At 66.0% G+C, this 21,824-nt stretch carries 7 protein-coding genes, 2 pseudogenes and 1 riboswitch; of the genes and pseudogenes, 5 read left to right on the plus strand and 4 right to left on the minus strand.

The window, feature by feature from the left end:
* The 4 genes from ACLP9N_RS00085 to pks2 (ACLP9N_RS00100) all read right to left on the minus strand — a co-directional run.
* Positions 1–2,401, minus strand: a 2,401-nt coding sequence (locus ACLP9N_RS00085; RefSeq protein ID WP_442405492.1) for a fatty-acid--AMP ligase, incomplete at its 3' end; no start/stop codon positions are given.
* 16 nt (positions 2,402–2,417) lie between these two features.
* Positions 2,418–8,660, minus strand: coding sequence for a sulfolipid-1 biosynthesis phthioceranic/hydroxyphthioceranic acid synthase (pks2, locus tag ACLP9N_RS00090; protein WP_442405498.1), 6,243 nt, complete (start codon positions 8,658–8,660; stop codon positions 2,418–2,420).
* 913 nt (positions 8,661–9,573) lie between these two features.
* On the minus strand, positions 9,574–11,028 hold the full coding sequence (locus ACLP9N_RS00095) for a condensation domain-containing protein (protein ID WP_442405493.1): 1,455 nt from the start codon (positions 11,026–11,028) through the stop codon (positions 9,574–9,576).
* An 8-nt stretch (positions 11,029–11,036) separates the two neighbouring features.
* Positions 11,037–17,330, minus strand: a complete 6,294-nt coding sequence (pks2, locus tag ACLP9N_RS00100; protein WP_442405494.1) for a sulfolipid-1 biosynthesis phthioceranic/hydroxyphthioceranic acid synthase — start codon at positions 17,328–17,330, stop codon at positions 11,037–11,039.
* A 241-nt stretch (positions 17,331–17,571) separates the two neighbouring features.
* Between pks2 (ACLP9N_RS00100) and ACLP9N_RS00105 the strand changes: the two genes are divergently transcribed.
* The 5 genes and pseudogenes from ACLP9N_RS00105 to ACLP9N_RS00125 all read left to right on the plus strand — a co-directional run bounded on the left by ACLP9N_RS00105 (position 17,572) and on the right by ACLP9N_RS00125 (position 21,760).
* Positions 17,572–18,135, plus strand: a complete 564-nt coding sequence (locus ACLP9N_RS00105) for a carboxymuconolactone decarboxylase family protein (protein ID WP_442405495.1) — start codon at positions 17,572–17,574, stop codon at positions 18,133–18,135.
* 141 nt (positions 18,136–18,276) lie between these two features.
* Positions 18,277–19,024 (plus strand): annotated as a pseudogene (locus ACLP9N_RS00110) (phthiotriol/phenolphthiotriol dimycocerosates methyltransferase).
* Between the two features lie 108 nt (positions 19,025–19,132).
* Complete coding sequence (locus tag ACLP9N_RS00115) at positions 19,133–20,269, plus strand: NAD(P)H-dependent flavin oxidoreductase (RefSeq protein WP_442405496.1); 1,137 nt, start codon at positions 19,133–19,135, stop codon at positions 20,267–20,269.
* Positions 20,269–20,987, plus strand: a pseudogene (locus tag ACLP9N_RS00120) (TetR/AcrR family transcriptional regulator). Before ACLP9N_RS00115 ends, ACLP9N_RS00120 begins: the two are co-directional and overlap by 1 nt.
* A gap of 75 nt (positions 20,988–21,062) precedes the next feature.
* Positions 21,063–21,232: riboswitch (M-box (ykoK) riboswitch) on the plus strand.
* Positions 21,233–21,517: 285 nt separating this feature from the next.
* Complete coding sequence (locus ACLP9N_RS00125; RefSeq protein ID WP_442405497.1) at positions 21,518–21,760, plus strand: Rv1535 family protein; 243 nt, start codon at positions 21,518–21,520, stop codon at positions 21,758–21,760.
* Positions 21,761–21,824: the final 64 nt, after the last annotated feature.

Genomic DNA, 21,824 nt, shown 5'->3' on the forward strand with positions numbered 1-21,824 from the left:
GATCCATGGTTTGGGCCTCGCGCCCCGAGATCCCGAAAAACTCCGCGTCAAACTCGGCCGCCTCCGCCAGAAACCCTCCAACGTGGGTATAGGTCTTACCCACCGCATCAGGATCAGGATCAAACAAATCCGCCAGGTTCCAGCCTCGGTCGGTCGGAAACCCCCCGACCCCCTCGGTGCCACTGGCCACCAGATCCCACAACCCCGCGGCCGAATCCACCCCACCGGGGAACCGACACGCCATCCCCACCACCGCTACCGGCTCGTCTGAGCCCACCCGCGATGCCACCGCCGGAGCCGCCGCGACCGACCCGCTCAGTAGCTGGCCCAGGTGGGTGGCCAACTCGTCCGGGGTGGGGTAGTCGAAGGCCAGGGTGGGTGGCAGTGCCAGCTCGGTTTCGGTTTTGAGCCGGTCAAGCAACTCGGTGGCCTTCACCGAGTCAAAACCCAGGTCCTGCAACGGGCAGTCAGGGTCGATGTCATGAGGACTGGGATGGCCCAACACCGTTGCCACCTGCGAGCACACCACCCCAACCAGCAGGTCATGTTGCTGCTGGCGCAGCGTGCGCAGGCGTTGCGCCCACCCCGAGTCGGGCCTGGGGCCCGCAGCGGCGTCAGCGGCCACGCTCTGCACCGGCCGGCGGGTCTGCTTGTCGAGGCGAGTGAACTCATCGCGCAGATACCGCCGCAAACAATCTCTTCGTCTGACCTTGCCGCTTGTGGTGAGGGGAATCGAATGAGGCGGCACCAGAACGAGATCCGCCACACCCAGTCCATGCGACTTCGATATCGCCGAGGTGATTTCACGCCGTACGACGCGCATGGTTTGCAGCGCGGCCTCTTCGGAGTCGGCGCGCATCTTGAGCTCGACGATGGTGACCAGCTTCTCGACGCCGTCATCATCCGGAACCGCTATCGCCACGCAGCGGCCTGCGGTGCTCTCCTGGATCGTCGCCTCGATGTCGTCGGGAGAGTGGTTGCGCCCGTAGACGATCAGGAGATCCTTGATGCGGCCGATGATGAACATCTCGCCGTCGGAGAAGAAGCCCAAGTCTCCGGTTCTCAGCCAAGGCCCTTCGGGCATGCCGGCCGGCGGACCGCCAATCGTCGCGCCGAAGGTGCGTTCTGTCTCTTCAGGTTTCTGCCAGTAGCCGGCAGCGACGTTGTCGCCATGCGTCCAAATCTCACCGACCGTTCCCGCCGGACACTCGATGCTGGTCTCGGGGTCGACGATGCGCACGATCGGCGACTGCGGCGTGCCGTAACTGACCAGCGGCGTACCCTCTCCGCTCGCGCACCGCTTCGCGTGGCCGGCGGTCAGTTCGTCGGATTCGAAGTACACGGTCAGCGTTGGTTGATCCGATTCGCGGGTTGCCACGTATACCGTGGCTTCCGCAAGCCCATACGAGGGCCGTAACGCCCTGGGGTCGAGGTTGAAGCGGGCGAATCGCTCAGCGAAGCGCCGCATCGTCGCGGGTTGTACGCGTTCGGCACCATTGAGAATGTTGCGCACGTCGCCGAGGTCAAGCCCGGCCATATCGTCATCTGATGTTTTTGCCGCCGCCAATTCGAAAGCAATGTTCGGCGCTGCAGAAAATACGCGACTGTTGCGTGCCAGCAATTGCATCCAGCGCGCTGGTCGTTGCAAGAACGACGGCGGACTCGTGACCACACCGTGAAATCCGCCCAGAATCGGGATGAGCATTCCCACTATCAAACCCATGTCGTGGAAGAAGGGCAGCCACGACACGACGGTGGTGTCCGGCGGAACCCCGCCGCGGTCCCGGTAGTAGCTGGTCAGAATTTGTTCGACATTGACCACGATGTTTTCGTGCGAGATCTCGACTCCCGCTGGAGTACGGGTCGACCCGGAGGTGTACTGCAAATACGCGATATCTGGCAGGCTATCGGCCTCGGCAGCGGGTCCGTTCGGGGAGTCCAGGTCCAGCAAATCAACTTCGATGAGTGATGGCGCGGACTCGCCGGGCTTCGACTCGATGTACTCGGCGACGGTGCCGGCGATAGATGACGTTGCGAGAATTGCAGAAGGCGACGCGTCACGAAGGACCGAAATGACACGCTCGTCGTTGGCACCATCCTGCGGAGCCGACAGCGGAATCGCGATCTGACCGGCATGCAATGCGCCGAGAAACGCAACGACGTACTCGAGTCCCTGCGGTGCCAACACCAAAGCGCGGTCACCCGTTGACCCGCAAGCTTTGAGCTCCTGCGCGACGTTCAGAGTTCGTCGATACAGCTGCGACCACGTCAGGCTTTCCGCAACGCCCGCCCAATCCTGCTGGTAATCGACGAACGTGAACGCTGTCTCACCCGGCCGCAGACTCGCACGTTCCCGCAGCACCGCGGGAATGGAAGACTCAATGGCTTTGACGATACCCATTACACGGAGACCTACGTCACGACGCTTCTGAGACGGCTTCCGGCGCCGTGAGCTTTTTGCAAAGGAACGCCGCCAGCCCCTGAATCGTGGTGATATCCGTGGCCGTAATGCGAACCCCCGTTGCCGCTTTGATCTGAGTACGCAGCTCGAGGTTGCCCAGCGAGTCAAGGCCGTACTCGGCGAGGGGACGGTCCGGGTCAATGGTGCGACGCAGGATCACCGTAACCTGGTCGGAGATCAGACGCCGAAGCCGTGTCGGCCACTCCTCCGCCGGCAACGCGTGCAACTCGTCAAGCAGGTCGCCTTTGTCCGTTTGGCCCTTGGCCCGGAACCGCTCAACGAACCGGCTGTGTTGCGCGAGAGCGGTGAGCCATGGCGTTCTGGTGACCGGTGCATACCCGGTGTAGGTGCGGTCGTGGCGCAGCAGCGCCTCGAACGCGTAGGCACCCTCTTCCGGAGTGATCGGGGTTTCGATGGTCATGGCCGTGACAAGGCCGATGTCGGCCCAGGGCCCCCACGCGATCGCCGTGGCCGGAAGGCCTTGAGTCCGCCGCCAGTGGGCGAAGGCGTCCAGCCAGCTGTTGGCCGCCGCGTAGGCCGCGTGGCCCGGCGCACCCACGAGGGCAGCTGCCGAGGAGAACGGGCAGAACCAGTCCAGCGGCTGCCCCGCCGTGGCCTTGTGCAAGTTCCAGGCACCGTAGGCCTTGGGAGCCCAGTCGCGGTCGATCACCTCGTCGGTCATGTTCGCCAGGGTGGCGTCCTCGGCCACGGCGGCCCCATGCAGCACCCCGCGCAATGGAAGCCCGGTCGCAGTCGCGGCCGCCACCAAGCGGTTGGCTGTACCGGGTGCGGTGATATCGCCGCGCGCAACGACGATGTCGCCACCGATCGCCCGGATGAGCTCGATTGTGTCCAGCGCCTTTCGATTGGGCGCCGACCGCGAGTTCAGCACTATCCGGCCACAGCCGGCCGAGGCCATCTTCTCGGCAAGGAAGAGCCCGAGGCCACCCAGGCCGCCGGTGATGATGTAGGAGCCATCGCGCCGGAAAGCCGGTGCCTGTTCGGGCGGCACCACGACTTGGCTGCGCCCGGTGTGGGGGATGTCGAGCACAAGCTTTCCGGTGTGCGCTGCTGCGCCCATCAAGCGAATAGCCTCGGCCGCGTCGGCAAGCGGGTACCGGCTGCTTTGCGGCAGCGGCAACTCGCCGTCTGCGACTAGCTGGTACACCTTGCCGAGCAGAACGCCGACCCGCTGCGGGTGGCTGGTTGCCATCAGCGCCAGATCGACGTAGTGGAAGGTGAGGTTGCGGCGGAATGGGAACAATTCGAGCCGGTTGTTTGCGTAGACGTCGCGTTTGCCGATCTCCACGAATCGTCCGCCGACGGACAGCAGTTCCAGTCCGGCACGTTGTGCGCCGCCAGTCACAGAATTGAGCACGATGTCGACGCCGTATCCGTCGGTGTCGTGGCGGATCAACGCGGCGAACTCTGTGCTGCGGGAGTCGTAGACATGCGTAATTCCCATGTCGCGCAAGAGGTCTCGACGCTCTGGGCTGCCGGCGGTCGCGAAGATCTCGGCTCCCGCCGCCCGGGCGATCGCGATCGCGGCCTGGCCCACGCCGCCGGTGGCGGAGTGAATCAAGACCCGGTCGCCGACAGCGATCCTGGCCTGGTCGTGCAGCGCATACCAGGCGGTGGCGTGCGCGGTGCTAGTGGCGGCTGCCTGGTCGTCGGTCAGCCCGGGCGGGAGCGTGACGGCGACTCGGGCATCGCACGTGACGAAGGTCGCCCAGCAGCCATTTTCCGAGAAACCGCCCACGCGGTCACCGACTCGATGGTTGGTGACGTCGGGTCCGACCGCGGTCACCACGCCCGCGAAATCGGTGCCCAACTGCGGCAGCTGCCCCTCGAAGTCGGGGTATCGGCCGAACGCAACCAGCACATCGGCGAAGTTGACGCTCGATGCGGTGACCGCGACCTCGATCTGTCCGGGACCCGGCGGAACCCGTTCGAAAGCAACAAGTTCCATTGTTTGCAAGTCGCTGGACGTCCGGATCTGCAGGCGCATGCCGTCGTGCTCGTGGTCCACCAGGGTGGTGCGCCGCTCCTCGGGGCGCAGCGCAGTGGAGCACAAGCGCGCCGCGAACCACTCGTTATTCCGCCACGCGGTCTCATCCTCGTCGGATCCGCTCAGCAGTTGGCGCGCCAACTGGTCGGCTTCGGTCTGCTCGTCCACATCGATGTGGGCGGTGCGCAGGTGCGGGTGCTCGGCGCCGATCACCCGCAGCAGGCCGCGTAGCCCGCCCTGCTCGAGATTGACGGAGTCGCCGGACAGCACCGCTTGAGCGTCCCTGGTGATGACATACAGTCGGGGCGACTTGCCTTCGATGTCTGGCAGCTCGCGGGCGATGCGCACCAAATGCTGAATGTACTGACCGCCGAGGACGGCAGATTCCTCGTCGGGCTGGCCGTTCCTCGGACCGGTGAGTACGACCACACCGGCGATTGCCTGTTCGCCGAGGTGACCGCGCAGCCTCCGGGCAGTAGTCACGTGGTCCTCATGCTGCGGCCAGCACATAGCCGTGCATTCCGCACCCTGCAGCTTCAACGCATCCGTTAGCTCGGTCGCCACCACATCAGCAGTGGGGGACGTGCTGATGAGCAGCCATCTTCCGGCATCGCTGAGGTCCGCCTCGGGCAGTGTTCGCTGTTGCCATTCGATGGTCAACAACCGCTCGTTCATCAGGCGATCCTGGTTTCCGCTCATGGAAGCCCCGGTGCTGATTTGCAATCCGCGCACCTCGAGCAGGACCGTCCCCTGCTCGTCGAGCACATCAAGGTCCGCTTCGATCCCGGCCGCGTCGGCTTGGGTCACCCTCGTGTAGCAGCAGTGGGCCGTGCGGGCAGACGCGTAGGCACGCAGCCTGCGCACGCCTAACGGCACCAGCAGACCGCCGCTGCCCGCGCCTTGGACGGCGGGATGAGCCCCGGTCGACTGGAAACAGGCGTCCAGCAGAGCGGGATGAATTCCGTACGCACGCTGCTGCGAACGAATCGAACCGGGCAGCGCGACTTCGGCCAGCACCGTGCTGTCCGGCCCGTCAGAAACGTACGCGGCGACCAGACCGCCGAAAGCGGGACCATACTGCACATCCTGCTCGGCGCACCGCTTCGCGATCTCTTCCAAATCCACGTCGGATAAGTGGGTGGCGCGCAAGGCGGTCAGGTCGTATACAGGTGGCTGGTGCTCGTCCTCGACGGCTCGTAGGACCGCGCTGGCCCGCCTCTGGTGTTGCCCATCCTGGTGGGTCTCCACCGCGAAGGTGACGACGCCGGGCACCTCAACCGATGCGACGGCGCCGACCGGGGTCTCTTCATCGAGTAGCAGCATTTGCTCGAAGCGGATGTCGCCGACTTCGGACGCCTCGCCGAGAACTGTGCGAGCCGCGGCCAATGCCATCTCGCAGTAGGCGGCCCCTGGAAGAACGGCCACGTTGTGTATCTGGTGGTCGCCCAGCCACGGCTGCGCCCCGGTGCCGACCTCGCCCTGCCAAACGTGGCGCTCCGGCTCCTCCTGCAATTGCACGTGCGCCCCCATCAGCGGATGCACCGCAACCGTGCAATCGCCGCGCGCCCGCGAATCCTGACCGCCGGCGGCCAAGAGCAGGGGACGGTTACTCCATGTCGGTAGCGGCGCGTCCACCAGTCGACCCTGGGGGTAGAGCACCGAGAAGTCGATCGCGGCACCGGCGCTGTGCAGATCCGCCAGGAAGTCGCGCAGCCCGTGCGGCAGCTCCTGCTCGCGGCGCATGGCGGAGAGAGCGGCCAGCGGCATGCCGAGGCTTCGCGCTGTTTGCTCGACAGCATGGGTGAGTAGCGGGTGCGGGGCCAACTCCGCGAATACCCGGTAGCCGTCTTCCAACGCCGCTTGCACGGACGCGGCGAATCGCACCGTGTGCCGAAGATTGTCGGCCCAGTACCAGGCATCGCACTCGGGTTCGTCGCGCGGGTCGAACATGGTCGAGGAGTAGAAGGGAACTTCCGGTGTCTTGGGGTTGAGCTCGGCCAGCACATCGGTCAGTTCGTCGAGGATCGAGTCGACTTGCGGGGAGTGTGATGCGACGTCAACGGCCACCTCTCGGGCCATGACCTCACGCTGCTCCCAGGTCGCGACCAGATCGCGCACCGTCTCGGTGGCCCCGCCGATCACAGTGGACTGCGGTGATGCCACCACGGCCACCACCACCTCGTCGTTGACGCCACGTGCCATCAGTTCCGAAAGCACTTGCTGGGCGGGCAGTTCCACCGACGCCATCGCCCCGGAACCAGCGATCGTCGACATCAACCGGGAGCGGCAGCAGATCACCCGCACCCCGTCTTCCAGAGACAACGCGCCCGCCACGACCGCTGCCGCGGCCTCTCCCATCGAGTGGCCGATCACCGCGCCCGGCCGCACCCCGTAGGACGTCATCGTGGCCGCGAGCGCGACCTGCATGGTGAACAGCGCGGGTTGAACCCGATCGATGCCGGTCACCGTGTCGGGCGCCGAGATCACCTCGGTTACCGAGAACCCGGACTCCGCGGCGATCAAAGGCTCTGCTTCCGCGACGGTCGCTGCGAACACCGGTTCGGTCGCGAGCAGGTCAGCGCCCATTGCCGCCCACTGCGAACCCTGCCCGGAGAACACCCATACCGGTCCGCGATCGTCCTGCCCGACCGCGGCCGGATACGGAAATTCACCGTTGGCGACCTCGCGCAAACTGTCGGCCAACCCCTCGGCACTGCCCGCGATGACCGCTGTGCGAACCGGCCGGTGCCCACGTCGGCGGGTAAGCGTGTAGGCCAGATCCGATGCCACCAGGTCCGACGCGCGCGCGTCGACCCAGTCAGCAATGCGCGCTGCGGTCTGCCGCAATCCGTCGGCCGAGGTCGACGACAGCGGGAAGATCAGCGGGCTGTCGATGGCGGGAGCGGTTTGCGCGTCGTTCGGCACAACCGTCGTCGGAGCTTGCTCCAATATGGCGTGCACGTTGGTTCCGGAGAACCCGTACGACGACACCGCCGCGCGCCGGACCTTTTGTTGACCGTTTTCTGATGGCCACGGCGTGTTCACCCGCGGCACAAAGAGGTTGGTCTTGATCTGGGCCATCTCATCAGGCAGCTGGGTGAAGTGCAGATTCTGCGGGACCACACCGTGCTGCAGGGCGAGGACCGTCTTCATCAGACCCAGCGCTCCAGCGGCCGACTGGGTGTGTCCGAAGTTGGTCTTCACCGATGCAAGCGCGCAGGGGTGATTGGTGCCATACACTTCGGCGAGGCTCGCGTATTCGATGGGGTCACCCACGGGGGTGCCAGGGCCGTGCGCCTCCACCATGCCGATGCTGCTTGGGTCGACGCCGGCGGCGGCCAATGCCGCGCGATACACCTCGACCTGTGCGGGTTCCGACGGCGTCACGATATTCACCGTGTGACCGTCTTGGTTGACGGCCGTCCCGCGTATCACTGCAAGGATCCTGTCGCCATCGGCCAGCGCATCCGGCAATCGCTTGAGCAGCACCACGACGCAACCCTCGCCGGTCACGAAACCGTCCGCGGCGACGTCGAACGCACGGCAGCGTCCGGTCGGAGATAACATGCCGATGGCGGACCCCGACGCGGCTTTGCGGGGTTCAAACATCACCGAGGCTCCGCCCGCCAGCGCAATGTCGCTTTCGGCGTCGTGCAGGCTGCGGCAGGCCAGGTGGATAGCTGTCAGGCCAGAAGAGCACGCGGTATCTACCGTCATCGCCGGACCGCGCAGCCCCATGGCGTAGGCGATTCGCCCGGAGCCCATGGCGAAACTGTTGCCCATGTATCCGTACGGCCCCTCCAAGGCCTCGGCGTCGGCGTGCACCAATTGGTAGTCGTCGTGCATCAATCCCACGAACACGCCGGTCCGCGCGGCGGCCAGTGCTTCGCGAGTCAGGCCGCCGTGCTCCATGGCCTCCCACGAGGCTTGCAGGAGCAGACGGTGCTGCGGGTCCATCGCGGTCGCTTCTTTCTCATTGATCCCGAAGAACTCGGGATCAAAGTCAGCGACGTCATCCAGGAAAGCTCCCCACTTACACACCGACCGCCCGGGCACGCCCGGCTCGGGGTCGTAGTACTCGTCGGCGTCCCAGCGGTCGGCCGGCACCTCGGTGATCAGGTCGTCGCCGCGCAGCAACGCCTCCCACAACCGCTGCGGGGAGTCGATGCCTCCCGGAAGCCGACAACCCATGCCGATGACGGCAACCGGCGTAACACGTGGCTGTTCCAAGACCTTTACCTCTTCTTAGCAATCTTCAAGTTCATATCGCTGTGGCAGGCTCATCTCAGGAGCCTTATGAGACATCGCCCAATTTCGTTACAAGCTGGGAGCATTGCCGCAGCCAGCATCGACCCACCGCCCCCCACATCGAAGCCAATTTGTTTGTGCGCTTTATGCAGCGTAGCTGTTTACCTGGACGGATGTGCCAAAATCTTGCGAACGTACCAAAAAATTTACGCTGTCTTTGCTGAACTCGGAGGGCCGGCCGCACCAAGCTGTGATTGACCCATCAATCAACAACGCTTTTAGCCCGTTCACGGGCTTGTCGGCGCCGAGTCGGGGCGTTGGAAGCGCCCATCGTCGGGAAGCTTGCTGACCCGGGGCGTCGGCGATGCCGATGCGCTGCTGGGGTCGTGGGCCGCGGGCTGAGCTGCACCGATCTCGGGCGAATAGCCGACATAACGCCAGCGTGCTGAAACCGACGTTGTCCCCGAGAGTCTTGAGGCGGCGTGTCCGCGAGCCCTCGGTAGGCATCCTGGCCGGCGAGCCCGGGCTTTGCCCGGTAGCCAGAGACCGCCGGGAGGCGATTGTTTGATCCCGCGATGCGGAACGCCCGTGGTGGCATGGGTCGCGACCGATACGGCCAGCAGGACGGGAACGGAACTTTGCTGGCGGGCAGCGTCAGGCAGCGTCAACGACCGGAATGCCGGCCGCGGGACGGCCCCCGGGCCCTGGACGAGTAGCCGCCGGCGCAGCCGAAAATTGACGAACGTGTAAGACTCGAAGTCCGCTGTGCCGCCGTGACTGTAGCGTGATTTGCATCACGGGATTTTGTCCGAAATCGGAAAACTAAAAAATCTCTCAAAGAATTATCTTCACCTAATCAGAACGGTTGCCGTTGAAGCTGAGCGCCGTTACGCGCGTCCTCCATCTCGGTGCGGCCCTCGCCGACGCGGACACACACGGATCTCATCGCGTCGAGGTACCGCGCGACTGAGTCATGGGCGATCGGGTTGTCTGGGAAGGACGCCGTCATCGTGGTCTCGTCGTGGAATTTATTGACCCACATGCACACCCGGGCGGCGATCTTGCCATCGGTGAACACCCTGGTATTGGCTCGGCCCAGCTGTGTCGCGATGACGGCGGAAAGCGGTGGGACGCCCGCATCGAGGAACGACAACATGGGAAAGCCTCCTCGAGAGGGGGGTTTCTCAAGCCAGGGCGCCAGCTCCAACACGCGCTCGAACGGCACATTGGCCAGATGGGTGCTCGAATCGAATGAACCCTGGGCGGCACGCGCGGTCTCACTGAATGACGAGGCGACCGGCAGGCTCAGCGGAATGTGGCCGATGAACCAGCCGCTGGTCACAAATTCCGCCGGGGTGCTGCGGGTGCCGGCGGGCGTGACCGCGTAGTAGGTCTCAGCACCGGTGAGGTCGTATTCGGCGAGGGCAGCGCACGCGAACACCCCGCCGCTGAACCGGGCGCCGGCGTTCGTGCAGGCAGCTTCGAAGCCGGCGGTTTGGCGCGCGTCCATCAGCTGTAGCGACAGCACGGCACCGGCAGCGAGCCGCGATGTGTCGCCGAGCGGCAAGGGGAAACGGGGGAGGGATCCGGCGTTGTGCTCGAAGAATTCGATCCATTGGCGTATCTCCGGGGATTCCAGGGTCAAGGCGGAGGTGTATGCGCGCTCGCGCAGGCAGTACTCGGCATGGCTGCCGACCTCTGGCAGTGGAATGGGGACTCCGCCGTCCATCAGGACGTCGTACATCGACCGGATCTCCACAAATATGGTGCCGATGAATGCCGCGTCGAAGTGCAAGTGGTCGATACTGATACACAGCGTGAAGTGGTCATCGCGCTGAATGATCGCGAACCTGAAACAATCCCACTCCACCGGGCCGGGCGTGGTCAAAACGTAGTCTTGCCATTGTTGTGGCGTCATCGCGCCATGCTCGACCGGAATCAACTCGATGTCGGCGGGATCGCCGATGGTGTGCCGGACAATGTGCTGGGTGTCGGTGAATTCAAACCAGCTGCGGTAGGTGTCGTGGCGGCGTAGGTGCGAATTGATGACGTAGGTCATCGCGCGGATATCGCACTGACCGGGAAAGTCCAGGGCGGCGACCAGAAGCCGCGACATGTCCAGGCCGCGCGCGGTCTGCTCGCGAAAGCCACGCAGATGCCGGGCCTGGATGTAACTGGGCGGCACGGCACTTATCGGCGCATGTCGTGCCTTCTCGAGCGTTGCCGGCGAGGTATGCCAAAGCCACACCGAACCGGGAGCGGGAACCCAGTTGCTGACGCTTTCCAAACCCATATTGCCCAAGACAAGCACTTCAGCTCCTAAAGTTGCGCCACTGCAGCAGGTTTCACGTCAGCAGGGTTTGCGGCCGCGAGTTTTTCACAGAGGCGATCGGCCAAATCCCGGACTGTGGTGATGTCGGTGGAGGCGGAGCGGATACCGGTTTCAGTTTCGATACGGGTGCGCAGTTCGAGATTGCCCAGTGAATCGAGTCCGTAGTCGGCGAGCGGACGGTCAGGGTCAACGGTTCGGCGCAAGATCAGGCCGACCTGCTCGGAGACCAGACGACGAAGCCGACTGGGCCACTCTTCCGGGGGAAGGTTGGTGAGCTCGGCACGGAGTTTGCGGCTATCGGATCGATCTGACCCGGTGGATCGGAACGCCGCGGCGAACTGGCTGCGCTGGGCCAGTGAGGTCAGCCACGGGGATCCGGTGATCGGGGCATAACCGCAGTAGGCGCGCTTGTGGCGCAGCAGTGCCTCGAATGCGTATGCGCCGTCGTCGGGGGTGATCATCGCGGTGTCGCCGCTTTCCGCAAGGCTTGCGCCGCGGCCGATTTCGGCCCAGGCGCCCCAGGCGATGGCGGTGGCCGGAAGGGCCTGAGCGCGCCGCCAGTGGGTGAAGCCGTCCAGCCAGCTGTTGGCCGCCGCGTAGGCGGCCTGGCCCGGAGAGCCCAGCAAGGCGGCGGCCGAGGAGAACGAGCAGAACCAATCCAGCGGCTGGTCAATGGTGGCCCGGTGCAGGTGCCAGGCGCCGTGCACTTTGGGCGCCCAGTTGCGGTCGATCAGCGCGTCGGTGATGTTGGTGAGGGTGGCGTCCTCGACCACCGCGGCCGCGTGCAGCACGCCGCGCAACGGCAGCCCGGTGGCGGTTGCGGTGGTCACCAGCCGCTGCGCCGTGCCGGGGTGGGTGATGTCGCCACGCACCACCACGACGTCGGATCCGGTGGCGCGGACGAGTTCGATTGTCTCCGCGGCTTTTTGGTCGGGCGCGGACCGGGAGGCCAGTACAATCCGGCCCGCGCCGCCGGCGGCCATCTTCTCGGCCAGGAACAGCCCGAGGCCGCCCAGGCCGCCGGTGATGATGTAAGCGCCGTCGGGCCGGACAACTCCGACCCGTTCGGGCGGCAGCACTACAGTGCTGTGCCCGGTCTGCGGGATGTCCAGGATGAGTTTGCCGGTGTGCTCGGCGGCGCTCATCGCCCGGATCGCGGTCGCCGCCCCGGTGAGCGGATAGTGGGTGCTTTGGGGCATCGGCAGCGTGCCCTCGGCGGTGAGCCGGTAGACGGTGGTCAGCAATTCGCGGATTTGGGCGGGATGGGTGACCGACATCAGCCCCAAGTCGACGGCGTAGAACATCAGGTTGCGGCGGAACGGGAAAAGTCCCAGCCGAGTGTCGCCGTAGATATCGCGCTTGCCTATCTCGACGAATCGACCTCCGAAGGACAACAACTTGATCCCGGCGCTCATGGCCGCTCCGGTCAGGGAGTTGAGCACGATGTCGACGCCATAGCTGTTGGTGTCATCACGGATCCGCTCGGCGAACTCGATGCTGCGTGAGTCGTATACATGCTCAATACCCATGTCGCGCAATAGCTCTCGGCGCTTCGGGCTGCCGGCCGTGGCGAAGATCTCGGCCCCCGCGGTCCTGGCTATTGCGATCGCCGCTTGTCCCACCCCGCCGGTCGCGGAGTGAATCAGCACCTTGTCTTTGGCCTTGATGCGGGCCAGTTCGTGCAGCCCGTACCAGGCGGTGGCGTGCGCAGTGGTCACCGCGGCGGCCTGGGCGTCGGTCAGGCCCGGTGGAACCGCCGTGGCAAGGCGGGCATCGCAGGTGACAAACGAGCCCCAGCACCCGGCCGATGTCATGCCGCCCACGCGGTCCCCGACCCGGTGATCGGTGACGTCGGGCCCGACCGCGGTCACCACGCCAGCGAAATCGGTGCCAAGCTGGGGCGAATGCTCATCGATAAGCCCGTCGAGGCTGGGGTAGCGGCCGAATGCGACCAGCACGTCGGCGAAGTTGACGCTGGACGCGCTGACGGCGACCTCGATCTGGCCGGGACCCGGCGGCACCCGGTCGACCGCCGCGAGTTCCATCGTTTGCAAGTCGCCGGGCGTGCGGATCTCTAGACGCACACCATCATGCCGGTGGTCGGCGACCGTGGTTTCCCGCTCGTCCGGGCGCAGTGGCGCCGGACACAGCCGGGCGGTGTACCACTCGTCGTTGCGCCAGGCGGTCTCGTCCTCGTCGGATCCGGTCAGCAGTTGGCGTGCCAGCTGCTCGGGATCGGTTCGCTCGTCGACATCGATATTCGTGGGGCGCAGGTACGGGTGCTCTGCGCCGATCACCCGCAGCAGACCACGCGACCCGGCCTGCTCGAGGTTGACGGCGTCGTCGCTGAGCACCGTTTGTGCGCTCCTGGTCACCAGATACAGGCGCGGCGCCTGGCCGGAGACCCCGGGCAGCTCGCGGGCGACGCGCACCAGACGCTGGACGCAATCGCTGCCGTAAGCGGCGCCCCGCGGATCGGGTGCGCCGTTGCACGGAGGCGCCAGCACGACCACGCCGGTGAATCCATCCATGATGTGGCTCGCCTCATCGGCATGCTGTGACCAGCACATGGCTACGCATTCCGCGCCGTGCTGCTTCAGCGCGTCGATCAAGCCGGGTGCCAGCGTATCTTCGGCACTCGAAGTGTCGGGAATGCTTATCAGCAGCCACTTTCCAGCGTCGGGGGCCGTGACGCCGGGTAGTGCGCACCGTTGCCACTCGATGGTGAGCAGCCGTTCGTTCAGCAGACGATCGCGGTCGGCGGTTTCGGAGGCCCCGGTGCCCATCAGCAGTCCACGCGCGACCAGTAGCACGGTCCCGCGCCCGTCGATCACCTCGATGTCGGCCTCGACGTTTGTGCCGCACGCGGTCACCCGCGTCAGGCAATAGCGCGCGTTGCGGGTCGACGCGTAGGAACGCAACCGCCGCACGCCCAGTGGCAGCAGCAGACCACCGTTCCCGAGAGCCTGTACGGCAGGGTGGGCCGCGACGGATTGGAAGCAGGCATCCAGCAGCGCGGGATGCACGCCATAGCTGCCGTGTTGTGTGCGGATCGTGCCCGGCAGCCCGACCTCGGCCAGCACGGTGCTCACCGGGCCTTCCGGAACATGGGCGGCGGTCAGCCCGGTGAAGGCGGGACCGAACCGCACACCCCGTTCGGCGAACCACGCCCGCAGTTCGTTGCCGTCCGCGCGGCGAGAATGGGCCGACAGCAGGGCGGCTATGTCGTGGGTGGGGGGCTGATTTTCCGGGGTCGCCGCGCGCAGGACCGCACTGGCCCGCTGCAGCTTTTCGCCGTGCTGCTCGGTCCCCACGACGAAGTCGGCGACACCGGGCGCTTCGACCGACGCGACGGTGCCCACCGAGGTCTGGTCGTGCAGCAGCAGCATCTCCTCGAAGCGGAGGTCGCGAACCTCGGACTGCTCGCCCAGGACTCGGTGCGCCGCGGCCAACGCCATCTCGCAGTAGGCAGCCCCGGGAAGCGCTGCCACGTCATGGATTTGGTGGTCGCACAACCAGGGCAGCGCGGCGGTGCCGATCTCGCCCTGCCAGGCATGGCGCTCCGGTTCCTCCATCAGCCGCACGTATGAGCCCAACAGCGGATGTGCTGCAACCGAATTGGCGATCGGCAGCTGGCGAGTCCGATGCTCAGGAGCCAGTAGCAGCGGCCGGTTCGCCCACGCTGGCAGGGGCGCATCCACCAACTGCCCGCCGGGACACAGCACCGAGAAGTCAACCGCGGCGCCCGCGCTGTGCAGCTCGGCCACCAAACTGCGCAACCCTTGCGGCAGCGGTTGCTCGCGTCGCATCGCCGCCACGGCGGCGACCGGGACGTCAAGACCTTGGGCGGTCTGCTCGACGGCGCGCGTCAGCAGCGGGTGCGGGGACAGTTCGGCGAACACCCGGTGCCCGTCCTCGAGGGCCGCCCGCACCGCCGCACCGAACCGCACCATGTGACGCAGGTTGTCCGACCAGTAGCGGGAATCGCATGCCGGGCGCTCGCGAGGGTCGAACAGGGTCGCGGAGTAGTAGGGAACCTTGGGCTTCATCGGGGCGATGTCGGTCAGCAGCGCAGACAGCTCGGCGAGGATGGGATCGACCTGCGCCGTGTGCGATGCGACGTCGACGGCTACCTCGCGCGCCGTTACGTCGCGAGCTTCCCATGCGGCGACGAGTTCGCGAACCGTCCGGGTGGCGCCCCCGATCACGGTGGAGTTCGGCGACGCCACCACGGCGACCACGACGTCCTTGACGCCGCGACTCGCCAGTTCCTCGCGAACTCGCGCGGCCGGCAGTTCTACCGACGCCATCGCGCCGATACCGGCGACGCGGGTGCACAGGCGGGACCGCCGGCAGATGACGCGCACGCCGTCTTGCAGCGAAAGTGCGCCCGCGACAACGGCTGCCGCCACCTCACCGAGGGAATGGCCGATGACCGCGGCGGGGCGGACCCCGTAGGACTTCATCGCGGCCGCCAGCGCGACCTGCATGGCGAAGAGGGTCGGCTGCACGCGGTCGATCCCGGTCACGGTGTGAGCCGCGGTGATCGCTGCGGTCACCGAGAAGCCGGATTCTTCTGCGATCAACGGCTCGGCGGCGGCCACCGTCGCGGTGAAGACCGGTTCGGTGCCGAGCAGGTCGGCGCCCATCTGAGCCCACTGCGAACCTTGCCCGGAGAACACCCACACCGGTCCGCGGTCGTCTTGACCCACGGCGGGCATGTAGGGCACGTGATTGGACGAGCCGTCGGCGATTTCCCGCAACGCCTCGCCCAGCTCGGTGTGGGTGGCAGCGACCACGCAGGTACGCACCGGTCGGTGGGCGCGTCGGCGTGCCAGCGTGTAGGCCAGATCGGCCGGTGCCACCGACGTGTCGTCCGCCCAGTCGGCCAGCCGACGGGCTGTCCGGCGTAACGCGTCGGCCGAGGTGGCCGACAGCGCAAACAACAAAGCACCGGCCGGCCCGGATGGGGTTACTCGGTTGTGCGGGGGAGCCTGCTCGAGAACGGCGTGCACGTTGGTGCCCGACATGCCATATGACGAGACCGCCGCGCGCCGTGGCGCTGTGCCGTCCTGGGCTGGCCACGGCGTAATCTGCTGCGGCACAAAAAGTTTGGTTTCGATCTGGGCAAGCTCATCGGGGAGCCGAGTGAAGTGCACCATCGGCGGCACCAGGCCATGCTGCAACGACAGGACTGCTTTGACCAATCCCACCACGCCCGCGGCGGCCTCGGGATGACCCAGATTGCTTTTGGCCGACGCCAGCGCGCAGGCTCGGTCGATGCCGTAAACCTTTGCCAGGCTTGCGAATTCGATCGGATCACCAACGGGGGTGCCGGTGCCGTGCGCCTCGACCATGCCGACAGTGCCGGCGTCGACACCGGCCGCCGACAAGGCCGCGCGATACGCCACCACCTGCGCATCCAGGGACGGGGTGGAAATGTTCTCGGTGCGTCCGTCCTGGTTGGTTGCGGTGCCACGCAGCACGGCGAGGATCCGGTCGCCGTCGCTGAGCGCGTCGGGCAGCCGCTTGAGGAGCACCACGGCGCAGCCCTCGGAACGAACGAACCCGTCGGCCGACGCGTCGAATGCGCGGCACCGTCCGGTGGGGGACAACATGCCCAGCGCCGAAGCGGACGCATACAGCTGCGGTTCCATCATGACCATGCAGCCGCCCGCCAGGGCCAGATCGCTCTCGCCGTCGTTGAGACTGCGGCAAGCCATATGTACCGCAAGCAGACTCGACGAACACGCCGTGTCCACGGTCAGCGCGGGACCGCGCAGCCCCATTGCGTACGAGACCCTTCCGGAGCCCATGCTGAACGGGAGTCCGGTGAAACCGTACGGGTCTTCCAGGGCATTGGCCTGCCCGGTGACAAACGAGTAATCGCCATGGGCCAAACCCACGAACACACCGGTAAGCGAGCCGGCCAACGACGTCGGCGCCAGGCCGGCGTGTTCTACGGCCTCCCATGAGGCCTCCAGGAGCAAGCGGTGCTGCGGATCCATCGCGGTCGCTTCTCGCTCGCTGATGCCGAAGAACTCCGGATCGAAGCCTGCGACGTCGTCGAGGAAGCCGCCCCAGCGCGACACGGACCGGCCGGGCACGCCCGGCTCGGGGTCGTAGAACTCGTCGGCGTCCCAGCGGTCGGCGGGAACCTCGGTGATCGCGTCGTCGCCGCGCAGCAATGCCTGCCACAACGTGTCGGGGGAGTCGATACCTCCGGGCAGCCGGCACGCCATGCCGATCACGGCAACCGGAGTGACCCGCGGCTTATCCACGCTGCACCCCACGTCTTCGAACCAGTGCTTTGCCGCCGAACGCCGCGGCGCCACACCCGACCACGCTGAACAGCAGGGTATCGGCTCAGTGGCCGTTCGAGAGCCAGCCACGCCGCGTGCCGAGCGAGGGCGCAACGGATTTGCTGGTCCGTGTCGTCAGGGCATCGGGGCAACTGACGATTGGCCGGCGCGTCAATAGCTCTTACTGTGCTGGTATGCCGGACGGCGGAGTGCGCACATCATGACAACATCCGGAATACCCCGACTGCCGCTGGACGAGGCCAAGGCCGCGGCCGACGAGGCGGGCGTGCCCGACTACATGGCCGAGCTCAGCATCTTCCAGGTGTTGCTGCACCATCCGGTACTGGCGCGGACCCTCAACGATCTGCTCGCCTCGATGCTGTGGCACGGCGCCCTCGACTGGCGGCTGCGTGAGCTGGTGATCATGCGCATCGGCTGGCTGACCGCATGCGATTACGAATGGACCCAGCACTGGCGCGTCGCTTCGGGACTCGGTGTGCCGGCGAACGACCTGCTCGGCGTGCGCGATTGGCGCGTGTACGAGGGTTTCGGGCCCACCGAGCGGGCGGTCCTGGCGGCCACCGACGACGTGGTGCGCGACGGCGCGGTGAGCGCCGATAGCTGGGCGGCCTGTGAGCGCGAATTGGGGGGCGACAGAACGGTTCTCATTGAACTCGTCACCGCGATCGGCGCGTGGCGAATGGTTGCCTCGATCCTGCGCAGCCTCAACGTCCCGCTGGAGGACGGCGTGGCCAGCTGGCCGCCCGACGGCCGATCTCCCTGACGGGCGCCGAGCCACCTCGAGGGATCCCGATGTGACCTCTGTCATACTTCCGAGATGGCACAATCCACGTCAATCCTGGACCGCGTCTGGCAGCGCCCCTTCTTCTAGAAGCTCAATCAGAGGTTTGCGAAGTATGCCTACATGATTTTGACGCGCTGGGTCAGCCGTGACGACGTGCTGTTCCTCAACTTCGCCTATGAAGAGAATCCGCCGATGGGTCTGGAGCTTGAAGCCTCCGACGAGCGGGACAGGGGCTGCATCGAGCTCTACCACGCGACGGCGAGCCAGGTGGATCTCACCGGCAAGAAGGTGCTGGAGGTCGGGCGCGGTCACGGCGGCGGCGCCTCCTACATCAAGCGCTATCTGGGTCCGGCGTCCTACACCGGACTGGACCTGAACCCATCCGGTATCGCGTTCTGCAAAAAGCGGCACATGCTGCCGGGCCTGGATTTCGTGCAGGGCGATGCCCAGGACTTGCCGTTCCCCGACCAGTCCTTTGACGCGGTGGTCAATGTCGAATCCGCGAATTACTACCCTGACCAGGCCGCCTTTTTCAGCGAGGTGGCCCGCGTGCTGCGCCCGGGAGGCCATTTCCCGTACACCGACTGCCAGCCCGCCGCCGGTGTCGAGGTCTGGGAGGCCACGCTGGCCAACGCACCGCTGCGCAAGCTTTCGCAACGCGATATCAACGCCGAGACCATTGCGCGGCATGGAAATGTATTCGCAACACTGGGTGGACACCATCGAGCGGCGCGCGCCGTTCTTCTTGCGGAACACTCTTCGCGACGGCGCCCCGGTGGCGGGCGGGAAGCATTATCAGGGCCTGAAAGCAGGGACAACCACGTACCGGGTCCATCTCTTTGTCAAAGATGAGGCGGCGTCCGCCTAACACCTGGCGGCCCGTGGAATATGTTGCGCCCGAACATATTCGAAAGCTCGGGCGATGCCGTAGCGTAGTCGATTGACATAACAATCAATAACTTTTAGCGTCGTGCTAATGCGAACCAGAGTCGCCGAACTGCTCGGCGTTGAATTTCCGATCTGCGCTTTCAGTCACTGCCGCGATGTCGTGGCCGCGGTGTCCAATGCGGGCGGCTTCGGGATCCTCGGCGCCGTCGCGCACAGTCCCGAGCGGCTGCACAACGAGCTGACCTGGATCGAGGAACAGACCGGCGGCAAGCCGTACGGGGTCGACTTGCTGCTGCCACAAAAGTATGTCGGCGCAGAGCAGGGCGGAATCGACGCGGGCCAGGTCTCCGAGCTATTTCCCGAGGAGCACCGCGCGTTCCTGGACGACTTGCTGGTCCGCTACGGCATCCCCGTATCGACCGAGTCGGCCGACCGGCCGCGTACGTCGCGCGGCGGCGGGCTCAACATCTCGCCCAAGGGCTACGAGCCGCTGCTCGACGTGGCGTTCGACCATGACATCCGGCTGATCGCCAGCGCGCTCGGTCCGCCGCCTTCCGATCTGGTCGACCGCGCCCACGACCATGACGTGCTGGTGGCCGCCCTGGCCGGCACGACGCAGCACGCGCGACGGCACGCCGCCGCCGGTGTCGACCTGATCGTGGCGCAGGGCACCGAGGCCGGTGGTCACACCGGCGAGGTGGCGACCATGGTGCTGGTCCCCGAGATCGTGGACGCGGTGGCGCCGACGCCCGTCCTGGCCGCCGGCGGGATCGCCCGCGGCCGTCAGATTGCCGCGGCCTTGGCGTTGGGCGCTGAGGGTGTGTGGTGCGGCTCGGTCTGGCTGACCACCGAGGAAGCCGAGACGGCGCCGGTGGTCAAGGACAAGTTCTTGGCCGCGAGCTCCTCGGACACGGTCCGGTCGCGGTCGATGACCGGCAAGCCGGCGCGGATGCTGCGCACCGCCTGGACCGACGAGTGGGACCGGCCCGACAGTCCGGCCCCCCTGGGCATGCCGCTGCAGACGGCGCTGATCACTGATTCGCAGGTGCGCATCAACCAGGCGGCCAGCCAACCTGGCGCCAAGGCCCGCGAGCTGGCGACGTATTTCGTCGGCCAGGTCGTCGGCTCGCTCGACCGGGTGCGGCCAACGCGCGCCGTGGTCCTCGACATGGTCGAGGAGTTCATCGACACCATCGGGCGGCTCGAGTCCCTGGTCGATAGGTAATCCGAGTGAGCACCCGCCGGCGCCGCACTGTCAGTGCCGAGGACAAGTCGCGGCTGCGCGACGAGATCATGGCGGCTGCTAAAGAAGTGTTCGCCCGCAAGGGTTTTCACGCGACGACGATCGCCGATATCGCCAAGCAGGCCGGCCTCGCCTAGGGATCGATCTACTGGTACTTCGATTCGAAGGACGAGCTGTTCCACGCCTTGATGGCGGTCGAGGAGGGTGCCCTGCGTGCGTATGTGGGCGCGGCGCTGACCGCACAGGGCGCGTCGGCCGAAAATGTCCTGGGCGAGAACGGATTTCGGGCCTTCTTGGAAAGCTCCGTGCAGGCGACGTTCGAGTTCTTCGAAGCCGACTTCGAAGCCGGCAAGCCACCGTGAAGCTGTTTTTCCGTGACGCCTATGCGCTTGGCGACCGATTCGAAAAGCACCTCGGTGGCATCTACGAGCGGTTCATCGACGACATCGAAGCCTTCGTCGTCGCTTGCCAACAGCGTGGTGAGGTGGTGGCCGCCTCGCCCAGGATGGTGGCGTACACGCTGGCCGCACTGGTCGGCCAGCTGGCGCACCGGAGGCTCGGCACCGATGACCCGCCTTGGCCAGATGTCACCGCGGCCCAGGTGGCCGACTTCGTCGTTTCGCTGGTACTCGACGGGCTGCCCGGTATTTGCCCAGGTCGTGGGCCCCTAAACCTTGCGAGAACCTGTGCGTACCCGTAATGGATGCATAAAGATTGGGAAACAAGACACGGATGAAGTTGACCGGTACACGCTCGTCATGCATCATCGGTCGGGTATGCACCTCGTTAGGTGAGGCGTCTACGCGAATACAGGCCACTGACCCCGAACGTCGAAAGACGCCCCGGGTCAGGACAGCTCCTCCCGGCTTAAGGGTTGAGCCCAGGTGGCTTCCGGGTTACCGGACACGTCGTGTGGTGCCAAAGCTCTGACGAGTGGGGTGCGGATTTCCGACGTTCGTCGGCTTTCTGTACTCCTTTGCTGCGCGTAGACCGTGCGGGCACCCACCCGTGCGCGTTGTGACTGTGAGGAGGTGAGGGGCGAATGAGTTCCAGCGATAGTCCCGGTCGAAGTCCGGGCCATGTTTCGTCCCGATCGGTTCTCCGGCACGGCGTTCTCCGCTGAAACGTCAATTGGCTTTACAGCCAAGCATTCTCGGATCGGAACCAGTACGGGACGGGACACGTCAGTCCATGTAGTGCTCGTTTGGAATTTCCGTCTAGGAGGCGATCATGACCGCAGCTCTGTACGACGAAGTGGTAACCGTAGCGCCCGCCCGCAAGCTGACGGTGGTGCGCGATGTGACCCCGACACAGGCCCCCGCGCCCACGAAGGCGACGCGCCAGCGTGACCTCCCGCTTTTCGGCGTCGGCGGCGACCCGCTGGTGCACGGTGCCGCTCGCTTGCTGACCATCCCGGTGCGTCACGTCTACGCAGCGCTGTGGCGTGTCGGGGTCCTCGAAGTCCAGGCTTAGGGCTTGTGGGTCATGGATCCCATGGGTAGTAGTGACCAATCACGGCTCCCAGCGGTTGCCTGGC

Source organism: Mycobacterium sp., from assembly GCF_052144515.1.
Taxonomy (GTDB): domain Bacteria; phylum Actinomycetota; class Actinomycetes; order Mycobacteriales; family Mycobacteriaceae; genus Mycobacterium.

Bases quoted from the DNA above. Each gene is read 5' to 3' on its own strand.
- pks2 (WP_442405498.1), bottom strand. From the start codon at position 8,660: ATGGGTTGTCGGCTTCCGGGAGGCATCGACTCCCCGCAGCGGTTGTGG.
- ACLP9N_RS00105 (WP_442405495.1), top strand. From the start codon at position 17,572: ATGACAACATCCGGAATACCCCGACTGCCGCTGGACGAGGCCAAGGCC.
- ACLP9N_RS00115 (WP_442405496.1), top strand. From the start codon at position 19,133: ATGCGAACCAGAGTCGCCGAACTGCTCGGCGTTGAATTTCCGATCTGC.
- ACLP9N_RS00125 (WP_442405497.1), top strand. From the start codon at position 21,518: ATGACCGCAGCTCTGTACGACGAAGTGGTAACCGTAGCGCCCGCCCGC.